Here is a 12,139-nt window from a genome sequence, read left to right as displayed (position 1 = left end):
GTTAAAGTTTAATGTTCAAGTCTAAATTTTTGATAAAAAACCCTTGAAATAGTCCTTTTTATCTTGAAATTTGTCTATTTTTCACGGTGCAGATAAGAATTAAGCTTGAAGATTGAAAATTTTGGAAATAATGTAAATCACACTATTTACAATGATTCCGTATAAGGATTTACGTCTCAAAATAACTAAGGCGTGTTTATAATAATTTAAGAAAAAATATATTCATTAAATAATGCAAAAAAGTTTAGTCGCAGAATTATTAGGAACCTATATATTGGTCTTTGCTGGTACTGGCGCAATGGCGATTGGCGCTATCACTGGTGAGCCTGGACATGCCGGTATAGCGCTTACTTTTGGCTTTGTGATTGTGGCGTTAATTTATAGCTTTGCACATATATCAGGTGCGCATTTCAATCCGGCTGTGAGTGTGGCATTTTGGATAATGGGCGAGTTTGAAAAATCCAAAGTATTGCCTTATATTGCTGCGCAAGTTGTTGGTGCTATTTTGGCTAGTTATAGTTTGTATTTTTTGTTACTGGAAGATATTACTTCAATGCAACAAGCGGCTTATTTAGGTGCAACCTTGCCACACGGGTCTGCGTTGCAGTCATTTGGCTTTGAGCTGATTTTAACGTTTATTTTGATGCTGGTGATTGCAGCTTCCGCCGTACATGGTAAGGCGATTAAAGATTTTGCTGGCATTGCTATTGGTTTTACCGTAGGGCTAGAAGCAATGTTTGCCGGCCCAATCACGGGTGCAAGCATGAACCCTGCGCGTTCAATCGGCCCAGCACTGGCCAGTGGCAATTTTGATTATTTATGGATTTATATTATTGCAACTACTTTAGGCGCTATGCTTGCTGCCAAAGTTTATGTCAATTTTATTAAAGGTACGGAGTAACGTATGAAAAAAGTATTAATTTTATGTACCGGTAATTCTTGCCGCTCAATCATTGCCGAGGCGCTGATTAACCATGACTTGTCTGAATGTGCCCAGGCATATTCATCAGGTGTGGCAGCGAGCGGGCGTGTTAATCCAAATGCCAGGCAAGTGCTAGAGCAAAATAATCTTTGGCGTGATGAATATCATTCAAAGGTGATTGATAAAGTGATGGATATTGACTTTGACTTAGTGGTAACAGTCTGTGGTAATGCACAGGAAACTTGCCCAGTTTTTCCTGGAAAAGTGCCGGTTATTCATGTTGGATTTGAAGATCCTGATGGGCAAGAATTTGAGGCTTTTTTACAGACTTTCTCCGAAATTCGTCAAAAACTCATTCCAATTGTTAAGAATAAAGTGTGTTAAGATGCTATTTGAGGCAATAAAAGGATAAAAAATGGATGTTATTTATTGGTTAATTCCCAGTATGATTTTTGTTGGTGTTGTGCTGGTAATCCTTTTAATGATGGGGGTTAAGCGAGGTCAATTTGATGATCTTGAAGGTGAAGGTCAGCGTATTTTATTTGATGAAGATCAAGAAATTCACACCCCAAAAAAAAATCCTAAAAATGGGGTTGACACTTGATAGTCTTTATAGATAATTCGCTTCAGTAGACAAGCAAAAAAAACAATCTAATTACAGAGGAAAAGAAGATGGCAAAAAGTATTATTGATGGTCTTTTTGGTAGATCTCCGATCAGCCCACTACAACAACATATGTCACACGTACATTCATGTATTGGTGAATTAAGCGGTTTTATGGTTGCAATCCATGCCCAAGACTGGGATGAAGCAGAGCGCATTAAATCTATTATTGGCACTAAAGAGGGTGAAGCAGATAAGCTTAAGAAAAAGCTGCGCCTAAGTTTGCCATCTACTTTCATGATGCCATTTTCTCGTCGTGACTTGCTAGACTTGTTGTTGATACAAGACTCTATTGCCAACGTCACTAAAGACGTGTCAGGGTTAATGATTAATCGCAAGATGACTTTACCTGATGAAATTTTTGAAGACATTATCGAATTAACCGACGTTTGTATTCAAACCTCTGAAATGGCGTTAAGCGCAGTGAATGAATTAGATGAACTGTTAGAAACTGCGTTTGGTAACCGTGAGCGTAAAGTGGTTGGCTCCATTATTAGCAAGGTTAATGATTTAGAAAGTAAATCAGATAAAATTCAACATACTATTCGTACCAAGCTATTTCCATTAGAGGCTACACTACCACCGGTTGATGTAATGTTTTATTACCGTGCGGTAGAGTGGTTGGGTGAGTTGGCAGACTCCGCTCAAAAGGTCGGTTCTCGACTTGAAGTATTGTTAGCTAAATAATTAACTAGGAGACTGACATGGAAATTATTGCAAATTACGGTGATATTTTATTAGTGCTTGCGGTTGTATTCGGCCTGTTTATGGCGTGGGGTGTGGGTGCAAACGATGTGGCAAATGCAATGGGAACTTCTGTAGGTTCTGGCGCAATTACCATTAAACAAGCGATTATTATTGCGGTTATTTTTGAGTTTGCTGGCGCTATTTTAGCGGGTGGCGAGGTAACGGCAACTATTCGTAAGGGTATTTTGGATGCGGGTAACTTTACGGATACGCCGCATTTATTGGTTTACGGTATGCTGGCTTCATTATTAGCAGCAGGCACTTGGTTAATGATCGCTTCTAGTCTAGGCTGGCCGGTGTCAACCACGCACTCAATTGTGGGTGCAATTGTCGGTTTTGGTGCTGTTGGTGTAGGTGTTGATGCAGTAGCTTGGGGTAAGGTTGGCTCAATTGCCATGAGTTGGGTTGTCTCGCCAATCTTGGCAGGATCATTAGCCTTTATGCTATTTAGAAGCTTACAAAGCCTTATTATTGATACCAAAGATCCGTTTGATAACGCCAAGAAATATGTGCCTTTTTACATGTTTTTGGTGGGTTTTGTTATTTCACTAGTAACCATTTTTAAGGGTTTGAAGCATGTAGGATTAAGTTTTGATCTAGGCACAAGTTATCTTTTGGCAATTATATTTGGTTTACTGGTTGCCAGTGTTGGAACCATTATTATTCGACGTATTAAAGTTGATCCAAGTGAAAACGAAGATTTTCACTTTACCTCTATGGAGCGCATCTTTAGTGTGCTAATGGTTATTACCGCAGCAGCGATGGCATTTGCGCATGGCTCGAACGATGTGGCGAATGCGATTGGTCCATTGGCAGCGGTTTATGGCGTAATTGAGAGTGGCGGTTTGATTGGTGCCAAAAGTTCTTTGCCAGTTTGGGTGTTACTTGTTGGTGGCGGTGGTATTGTCTTCGGTTTGGTGACTTACGGCCATAAGGTGATTGCAACTGTTGGTACTGGTATTACTCAATTAACCCCATCACGTGGTTTTGCAGCAACACTAGCTGCTGCCGCAACGGTGGTTATTGCATCAGGTACTGGCCTGCCAGTTTCGACCACACAAGTATTAGTGGGTGCAGTGCTTGGTGTTGGTTTGGCACGAGGTATGGCTGCACTTGATACGCGCATGATTAACAAGATTTTCTTATCATGGTTGGTAACATTGCCAGCAGGCGCATTGATGTCGATTATCTTCTTCTTTATGCTTAAGGGCATGTTCGGAGCATAAGATGACTTTAGATGAAATTCAAGCTAAACTTGAGGCTGGTGTTGAGGGTTCAACCGTTACCATGGAAGGTGATGGTTGCAATTGTTCAACTTTAGTCGTCTCTGAAGTATTTGAAGGTATGGGCTTGCTGGCTAGACAAAAAATGGTATTAGCCGCTGTACGAGCGGACATTGACTCAGGTGAGCTTCACGCATTATCCATTAAAGCAAGAACGCCAGCTGAGTTAGCGAGTTAAACACATAAAACCTCTGCAAAGAAAATTTAAGTAATGTCCAGTGTATGCACTGGCAAGGATTTTTTTTAATTGCTGTGGCACTGTGTGTACTCACACTATTTTGTAGCACACCATTATTCATATAGTAATTAGATTGTTGAAATCGATCGATAATTTGGTGCAACTTTAAAACAGATAAAAGCCGCTCCAAACTACTGAAATTTCGGCTCTGCAAAGTAGTCTAAATAATGAAAATCTCACTATTTTAAAAAAACTTCCCTTAAAAATACGACTGTCATAATTCTGTCATATTCAAATACTATACTGACCGCGAATTTAATCAAAAGTGGAATAAGTTATGAAAAATATTTACAAATCAACAATGGTGGTGGCTGTTTCTAGCGCCATTCTTTCATTTTCTCATTTGGCAACTGCTAGAGACCATATTGATGTGGTTGGCTCATCAACCGTTTATCCTTTTTCGACAGTAGTTGCTGAAACTTACGGCAAAAAAACTGGTGGCAAAACACCAAAAATTGAATCGACTGGTTCTGGTGGTGGCATGAAATTATTTTGTGCAGGTAATGGCATAAATACACCGGATATTACTAATGCTTCACGTAGGATTAAGCTCAGTGAGTACAATAAATGTCAAAAAAATGGTGTTAAAGATATTGTTGAGGTTATGATTGGATTTGACGGTATTGCTATAGCTAACTCTAAAAAAGGACCTACTTTTAATTTAAGTCGTCGCGAGTTGTTTTTGGCATTAGCTAAACAAGTTCCTGGAGAAAAAACAGGCACACTGATTGACAATCCTTATACAAAATGGAGTGATATTAGCTGGAATCTTCCAAATACAAAAATTGAAGTACTAGGCCCGCCACCAACATCTGGTACACGTGACGCATTTGCAGAGTTGGCGCTACAAGGTGGGTGCTTTACTTATGATTGGATCAAGCAAATTAAAAAAGATTCAAAAATTGCTAAAAAATCTGGCAACAAAACACTTGCTTCCCAATTAAAGAAAAAATATAAAACCATTTGTCATTCAGTTCGTGAAGATGGTGCTTATGTTGAAGTAGGAGAAAATGACAATCTTATCGTTGAAAAATTGAGAGCCAACCCTAAGGCGCTAGGTGTTTTTGGATTTAGTTTTTTGGATCAAAATAGTGACGTAGTTAAAGGTGCAGTTATTGATGGTGTTAATATTGATTTTGAAGCAATTTCTGATGGTTCTTACCCGATTTCTAGACCGCTATATTTTTACGTTAAGAAAAGCCATGTTGGAAAGATTCCAGGCATTAAAGAATTTATTGCTGAATTTACCAATGAAGATACATGGGGTGAAGATGGATACTTAACCGACAAAGGATTGATTCCATTATCTGATGATGAGCGTCAAAAAATGAGCGACTCAGCCAATAGTCTAACACCACTTAAGATGTGATCAATTAAATCGTCATTTTATGTACAATTTAACCACCATGTTTACATGGTGGTTTTTTCAATTTAAAGGATTAGTATGACCTTAGAAGTAATTATTACAACACTCCTGGCGTTATTGTTTTTAGGATATTTTGTTGGCAGAAAGCGATCAATTGCTCTGTCTAAAAAAACTAGCCAAAAATTGCATTCATTGCCACAATACTATGGTTATTTGATTGCATTTTGGAGTAGTGTGCCTGCGTTGTTAATTTTATTATTCTGGGCGGCATTAGAATCTTCGTTTATTACTTCTGCAATTGTCACTCAATTACCGGCACAGTTTCAGCAACTATCAGCTGATGAACTTGGATTGTTTGTTAATGAAATTGTTAATTTATCTAATTCCGGCTTAGTAGTGGATGATGAGATTAAGCGTCAAGCAGTTATTCAATACAATAAGTTAATTGAGTTTAGCAATTCGATTAAATCTGCGGTTGTTTTGGTTTTGGCATTTGTCGGAATGTTTGTTGCATTAACTTTTATTAAGCCAGAAATGAAAGCGCGTAATTTGGTTGAAAAGTTAATACGTGGGGCGATGATCGCCTGTGCCTCAATTGCTGTTTTAACCACGATTGGTATTATTTTTTCAGTGATATTTGAATCGATTATATTTTTCAAAACAGTGAATGTTTTTGATTTCTTGTTTGGTACGCACTGGAGCCCTCAAGAGGCGATCCGTGAGGATCAAGTTGGCGGTTCTGGTAGTTTTGGTGCTTTGCCATTATTTGTGGGTACGTTGCTTATCTCATTTATCGCATTGGTAATTGCTGTGCCTTTGGGGTTAATGTCAGCCATTTATTTGTCAGAATATTCATCTCCTAAATTTAGATCGTTTGCGAAGCCTGTTCTAGAGATGTTGGCAGGCATTCCAACGGTTGTTTATGGTTTTTTTGCTGCATTAACAGTTGCACCTTTTATTCGTGATTTGGGCGAATCCTGGGGCTTGAGTTTATCTTCTGAAAGTGCATTGGCGGCAGGGCTGGTGATGGGTGTTATGATTATTCCGTTTGTGTCTTCATTATCAGACGATGTCATTTCGGCTGTGCCACAATCAATGCGTGATGGCTCGTATGCAATGGGCGCTACAAAATCTGAAACCATTAAGCAAGTGATTATTCCTGCTGCTTTGCCAGGCATTGTTAGCGGTGTTTTACTGGCTGCTTCTCGTGCTATTGGCGAAACCATGATTGTGGTTATGGCAGCAGGACTCTCAGCAAATCTAAGCTTCAATCCTTTAGAAGCTGTTACCACTGTGACCGTACAAATGGTGACACTATTAACAGGTGATCAAGAGTTTGATAGTGCAAAAACACTCGCCGCATTCGCATTAGGGCTGGGATTGTTTTTAACCACTTTAGTGCTGAATATTATTTCGCTTTATATCGTGCGTAAATATCGTGAACAATATGAGTAACAATATGACTGGAAACACAGAAAAAATTAAACTTAAATTAGCCAAACGCTACGCTAAAGAAAAGCGCTTTAGGTTGTACGGCATTAGCGCCATTGCTGTTAGTATTGCTTTTTTATTATCACTGCTTATTAACATTTCAGTAACTGGGTTTCCAGCTTTTCAGCAAACCTATGTTAATATTGATGTAGATATAGACAGCAAGTTATTAAATCTAAACTCACAATATAGTGAACAGGATTTATTTCGCGCTAATTATAGTAAAGTCATTAAGCAATCTTTAAAAACTATGTTTCCTGGCGTCAAAGGCAGAAAACAAAAAAGGGCGCTTAGACAGCTAGTGAGTAAGAGTGCAATTTATCAGCTTAGAGATTTTGTGATTAATAATCCAAGTGTGCTTGATACTAAGCAATCTTTATGGTTTTTGGCTAGGGATGATGTGGATGTGTTCATGAAAGGTGGCATTGATAGATCTCTGCCAGAATCAGATCGTAGACTTAAAGATTTTCAATTGGTTTGGGTTGATAAGCTATTGGCACAAGATCGTCTTGAAAAACGATTTAATATTGGTTTTTTCACTGAAGGTGATTCTAGAGAGCCAGAACAGGCGGGCATTAAAGGCGCCATAGTTGGTTCATTACTAACCATGCTTGTGACAATGTTCATGTCTTTCCCGATTGGTGTGGCAGCAGCGATATACCTCGAAGAATTTGCACCCAAAGATAATAAATGGGTCGATTTGATTGAAATTAATATTAATAACTTAGCAGCTGTACCCTCTATTGTTTTTGGACTATTAGGGCTGGCAGTTTTTATTGGTCTTTTTGGGGTGCCAAGATCAGTGCCATTAATTGGGGGGCTGGTTCTAACATTAATGACGCTTCCAACCATTATTATTACTTCTAGAGCAGCATTAAAAGCAGTGCCCCCATCTATTCGCGAGGCCGCATTGGGTCTAGGCGCATCACGCGTACAAACAACCTTTCACCATGTTGTGCCAGCTGCTATGCCCGGTATTTTAACGGGTACTATTATTGGCATGGCTCAAGCATTAGGTGAAACTGCGCCGTTATTAATGATTGGTATGGTTGCCTTTATTGCGAATGTTCCGCAAGGCATTACAGACCCTTCTACGGTACTGCCAGTACAAATATATTTGTGGTCTGATTCACCAGAGCGTGCATTTACAGAAAGAACATCTGCCGCTATTATGGTGTTATTAGGATTTTTAATTGTAATGAATTTTTTAGCCGTAATCATGCGTAAGAAATTTGAAAAGAAATGGTAGGTAATTTATGACTGATATAGAAAAGCGCGAAGAATTTGACATAGAAATTGATAAAACGGTTGGCAAGCCCTTTATTGATGATGCAAAATTTTCTACTCGTAATGTGGATGTTTTTTATGGTGACAAACAGGCGATATTTGATGCCAATATTGACATTGGGAAAAATCAAATTATTGCAATGATTGGCCCGTCTGGTTGTGGAAAGTCTACCTTTTTAAGGTGTCTTAATCGTATGAATGACACCATTGCTGATTGTCATATAAGTGGTGATATTAGACTAGACAATGAAGATGTTTATCAAAAGCATCAAGATCCAGTTTTATTGCGTGCTCGTGTGGGCATGGTTTTTCAAAAACCAAATCCATTTCCGAAGTCTATTTATGACAATGTGGCTTACGGTGCTAAGTTGCACGGCTTGGCAGGTAGCAAGATTGAGCTAGATGAATTGGTTGAGAATAGTTTAATTAGAGCAGGACTTTTTAAAGAGGTTAAGGATTCACTTCATAAGCCAGGTACAGGTCTTTCTGGTGGACAACAGCAGCGATTATGCATTGCCAGAACAATCGCCATTGATCCAGAAGTTATTTTAATGGATGAACCAACTTCAGCTCTTGATCCAATTGCCACTGCTGTTATTGAAGAGCTAATGATAGATTTAAGTGCAAAATATACCATTGCAATTGTTACGCACTCTATGCAACAGGCTGCTAGAGTATCACAAAGAACGGCTTATTTTCACATGGGTCATTTAGTTGAGGTTAACGACACCAATACAGTATTTACCAATCCAGAACACCAATTAACTGAAAATTATATTACCGGTAGATTTGGATAACAATTAGGAGTTTATTTATGGAAAAACAACAACATATTTCACAGCAATACAATAAAGAGCTGGAAGGGGTTAAAAGCAAAGTTTTAAATATGGGTGGCCTGGTTGAAGCTCAAGTTGAAAGCGCCGTTAGTGCACTCATTGAGCAAAACGATGAACTGGCAAAACAAGTGGCAGAGTCTGATTATAAAATCAATAAAGCTGAGGTTGAGATTGATGAAAATTGTGCTCAGCTTATTGCTAAAAGACAGCCTGCTGCTGGAGATTTAAGGCTTATTATTGCTATTATTAAAGTGATTACAGATCTTGAGCGTATTGGCGATGAGGCAGAAAAGATTGGGCGCCATGTTCAAAAACTACATGCTACTAAAGATGATACCGGCATGCACGTCGAGCTCAGTAGTCTCGGTGAGAAAGTTATCGCTATCTTGCATGATGCGCTTGATGCGCTTGCACGCATGGATATAGAGAAAGCAGCTAAAGTAGTAGAATCAGATAAGCAGATTGATAAGGAGTTTAATCGAGTATCTAGGGTATTGGTAACGCATATGATGGAGGACCCTCGCAATATCAAAAACATGCTGCATGTGACTTGGTGTGCAAGGGCACTTGAAAGAATTGGTGATCACTCTCAAAATATCTGTGAGTATGTTATTTATTTGGTTAAAGGTCAAGATGTTCGTCACACAGAATTTAATCTGGATCAAAAATAAAATTAAAAAATTTTCATCATGGCTACTATATTAATTATTGAAGATGATAAGGCAATTTTAGAGATGCTTAGTATTTCTCTTAAAACCAAGAAATATGACACGCTGAAATCGAGAACAGGATATCAAGCGTTAAGTCTACTTGGCGGCAATAATATAGATTTGGTTTTATTAGATTGGATGTTGCCAGATATTGATGGCATTCAGTTAATTGGTAAAATTAGAAAGTTGTCAAAGTCTCAGTATTTGCCAATTATGATGCTAACGGCCAAGTCGGGAGAGGATGACAAGGTAAAGGGGCTTGATATGGGGGCTGATGATTACATGACCAAGCCCGTGCTATTAAAAGAGCTTGATGCTCGAATTCGTTCTCTGTTGAGACGCTCCCAGGGTTCAGATATTAATGATGATTTAACGATTGGAAATATTGTTATTAATTCAACTAAACACTTGTTAACCATTAATGGCAATATTATCAGTCTAGGTTCTACTGAATTTCGATTGCTACATTTTTTGATGAAAAATAAGGAGAGGGTATTTGATCGCTCTCAGTTGCTTGATGAGGTTTGGGGGATGTTTGTTGCGATAGATGAGCGTACTGTCGATGTTCATATCTTGCGACTTAGGAAAATATTAAAGCCATTTAAATTAGACGGTCATATTCAAACTGTTCGCAACATGGGCTACCGGTTTAATTCCGTCATAAACTCATGAAGCCTTCAATTTGGTCAATTGAAAGATCTAGGCTCTTTATTGTTATATTGGCAACTTTGGTTGGCGGTCTTTTGACAAACGAGTGGCTAATTAGTTTGACGCTAAGTTTATTTTTTTATATTATTTGGATGTATCACAAACTGCAACAATTTTACAATTGGATTGCTAATGGAACGAAGCAAGATAACGCACCAGATAGTGATGGCATTTGGGACAAGATTAATTATCAAGTACTGCAAACAAAAAACAAGAGTAATAATAGAAAAAAGCGCATGAATGCTTTGTTAAAGAGATCGCAACGCATTCTAAGAGGCTTTCCTTATGCTGCTATTGTTCTTAATAAAAATAATGAAATTGACTGGAATAACAAGAAGTCTGGACTGCTGTTGAATATTATCAAGAATGATAGGGGGCAGCGTATTAATAATTTAATTCGTTCACCTAAGCTGTATAAGCTATTATCTTCTGCTGAAGACGGCAGTGAAGTTGAAATAGAATCACCCAGAGACTCATCTACACAATTGCTATTAAAGCTAATTGAAATCGGTCCTGGTTCAAGGTTGTTAATTGCCCGTGATATCACTCAAAGAAATAAAACATTAGAAATGCGAAAAAATTTTATTTCTAACGCCTCTCATGAATTGCGAACACCGCTTACCGTGATCTCTGGTTATTTAGAAATGATTAAAGAAGATGATAGCCTACCAAAAGCACTGGCTGACTCAATTGATGCATCATATGATCAATCTGAGAGAATGAGAAACATTATTGAGGATTTGTTAACACTCTCGCGTTTGGAAAGTACCGACGATATTCAAGATATTAGCGTTGATATTGATATGAATAAAATTATCAATCATGTTTGTCAAGATTTTGAGCAGAAAATTATTGTAGAAATTGACACGGATAAAATAATTCATGGCGTTGAAACAGAGATAATTAGTCTGTGTACCAACCTAATACAAAATGCTATGCTTTACACACCTAAGGGGACAAAAATTATAGTCAAGTGGTATGAGGATGAGAATGATAGATTATGTATTGACGTGCAAGATTTTGGCAAAGGTATTCCTGAAAAACATATAGCTCACTTAACAGAAAGATTTTATAGAGTAGACAAAGGTAGATCTAAAGAGCAGGGTGGCACTGGATTGGGACTGGCGATTGTTAATCATATTGCTCATAGGCATAATGGCGTATTAAATATTGATAGCCAATTCGGCGTTGGCTCCACATTTACTGTTTGTTTTTACTAGGGTGTGAATTAATTAGCTTAATCTATGTGATTGAAAATTTTATAAACTTCAATACAGTCAGAAGAAAAAAGAGGCTGTTATTTTTATTTAATTCGGTATCTGGCAGACTGCGCATGCGCTTGCAAGCCTTCGCCATCAGCCAGTGTGGCAGCAATATCACCTAAAACATTAGCACCTTCATCAGACACCATGATTAAGCTAGATTTCTTTTGAAAATCATACACGCCTAATGGAGAGGAGAATCTCGCTGTACCAGAGGTTGGCAATACGTGATTTGGCCCTGCACAATAATCACCCAACGATTCACACGTATGGCGCCCCATAAAGATAGCGCCTGCATGTTTAATACCATCAAGCATTGCCTGAGGATCTTCTACAGAAAGTTCTAAATGTTCTGGGGCGATTTGGTTTGATAGTGAGATCGCTTCATCCATATCTTTGGTTAAAATCAGAGCGCCACGATCTTTAAGTGCTGTTGCAATAATATCTTTGCGCTCCATGGTTGGTAGTAGCTTCGCAATGCTCGCTTCAACTTGGTCGATAAAATCCGCTTCTGGACAAAGTAAAATAGATTGTGCGTCTTCATCGTGTTCTGCTTGAGAGAATAAATCCATGGCGATCCAATCAGGGTTGGTTTTACCATCACAAATAATTAAAATTTCACTAGG

At 38.3% G+C, this 12,139-nt stretch carries 14 protein-coding genes; 13 read left to right on the top strand and 1 reads right to left on the bottom strand.

Going from position 1 to position 12,139, the window contains the following annotated elements; all coding sequences use genetic code 11:
• The first annotated feature begins 232 nt into the window (after window positions 1-232).
• The 13 genes from PSN35_RS01130 to phoR all read left to right on the top strand — a co-directional run bounded on the left by PSN35_RS01130 (window position 233) and on the right by phoR (window position 11,471).
• The gene (locus PSN35_RS01130; protein ID WP_300028442.1) at window positions 233-901 is read left to right on the top strand and encodes an MIP/aquaporin family protein; all 669 of its coding nucleotides are present in this window, start codon (window positions 233-235) and stop codon (window positions 899-901) included.
• Between the two features lie 3 nt (window positions 902-904).
• Window positions 905-1,306, top strand: a complete 402-nt coding sequence (locus tag PSN35_RS01125) for an arsenate reductase ArsC (RefSeq protein ID WP_300028440.1) — start codon at window positions 905-907, stop codon at window positions 1,304-1,306.
• A 31-nt stretch (window positions 1,307-1,337) separates the two neighbouring features.
• Window positions 1,338-1,526 (top strand): cbb3-type cytochrome oxidase assembly protein CcoS, encoded by a 189-nt coding sequence (gene ccoS, locus PSN35_RS01120; protein ID WP_300028438.1) that lies wholly within the window; start codon window positions 1,338-1,340, stop codon window positions 1,524-1,526.
• 68 nt (window positions 1,527-1,594) lie between these two features.
• The gene (locus PSN35_RS01115) at window positions 1,595-2,272 is read left to right on the top strand and encodes a TIGR00153 family protein (protein WP_300028436.1); all 678 of its coding nucleotides are present in this window, start codon (window positions 1,595-1,597) and stop codon (window positions 2,270-2,272) included.
• 17 nt (window positions 2,273-2,289) lie between these two features.
• Window positions 2,290-3,558 carry an inorganic phosphate transporter gene (locus tag PSN35_RS01110; RefSeq protein WP_300028435.1) on the top strand — a complete coding sequence of 423 codons (1,269 nt, stop codon included), beginning with the start codon at window positions 2,290-2,292 and terminating at the stop codon, window positions 3,556-3,558.
• A 1-nt stretch (window position 3,559) separates the two neighbouring features.
• On the top strand, window positions 3,560-3,793 hold the full coding sequence (locus PSN35_RS01105) for a BolA/IbaG family iron-sulfur metabolism protein (RefSeq protein ID WP_300028433.1): 234 nt from the start codon (window positions 3,560-3,562) through the stop codon (window positions 3,791-3,793).
• Window positions 3,794-4,130: 337 nt separating this feature from the next.
• A complete protein-coding gene (locus PSN35_RS01100; protein ID WP_300028431.1) occupies window positions 4,131-5,222 on the top strand; it encodes a substrate-binding domain-containing protein in 1,092 nt (363 codons plus the stop codon).
• 75 nt (window positions 5,223-5,297) lie between these two features.
• Window positions 5,298-6,674, top strand: a complete 1,377-nt coding sequence (gene pstC, locus PSN35_RS01095; RefSeq protein ID WP_300028429.1) for a phosphate ABC transporter permease subunit PstC — start codon at window positions 5,298-5,300, stop codon at window positions 6,672-6,674.
• 4 nt (window positions 6,675-6,678) lie between these two features.
• Window positions 6,679-7,959: a phosphate ABC transporter permease PstA gene (gene pstA, locus PSN35_RS01090; RefSeq protein WP_300028427.1), complete on the top strand. Its 1,281-nt coding sequence runs from the start codon at window positions 6,679-6,681 to the stop codon at window positions 7,957-7,959.
• A gap of 7 nt (window positions 7,960-7,966) precedes the next feature.
• On the top strand, window positions 7,967-8,794 hold the full coding sequence (pstB, locus tag PSN35_RS01085) for a phosphate ABC transporter ATP-binding protein PstB (RefSeq protein WP_300028425.1): 828 nt from the start codon (window positions 7,967-7,969) through the stop codon (window positions 8,792-8,794).
• Between the two features lie 17 nt (window positions 8,795-8,811).
• Window positions 8,812-9,504, top strand: coding sequence for a phosphate signaling complex protein PhoU (gene phoU / locus PSN35_RS01080; RefSeq protein ID WP_300028423.1), 693 nt, complete (start codon window positions 8,812-8,814; stop codon window positions 9,502-9,504).
• A gap of 18 nt (window positions 9,505-9,522) precedes the next feature.
• A complete protein-coding gene (locus tag PSN35_RS01075; protein ID WP_300028421.1) occupies window positions 9,523-10,215 on the top strand; it encodes a response regulator in 693 nt (230 codons plus the stop codon).
• Entirely contained in the window at window positions 10,212-11,471 is a 1,260-nt protein-coding gene (gene phoR, locus PSN35_RS01070; RefSeq protein ID WP_300028419.1) for a phosphate regulon sensor histidine kinase PhoR, read from the top strand. Before PSN35_RS01075 ends, phoR begins: the two co-directional genes overlap by 4 nt.
• 83 nt (window positions 11,472-11,554) lie before the next feature.
• On the opposite strand, the gene hisD is transcribed toward phoR, so the two are convergent.
• Window positions 11,555-12,139: histidinol dehydrogenase (gene hisD / locus PSN35_RS01065; protein WP_300028417.1), on the bottom strand; the 585-nt coding region annotated here is incomplete at its 5' end.

The sequence above is a fragment of the Candidatus Thioglobus sp. genome (assembly GCF_028599055.1).
Lineage (GTDB): Bacteria > Pseudomonadota > Gammaproteobacteria > PS1 > Pseudothioglobaceae > Thioglobus_A.
The sequence above is the reverse complement of the archived record's forward strand: the minus strand, read 5'-3'. Positions and strand labels throughout refer to the sequence as shown.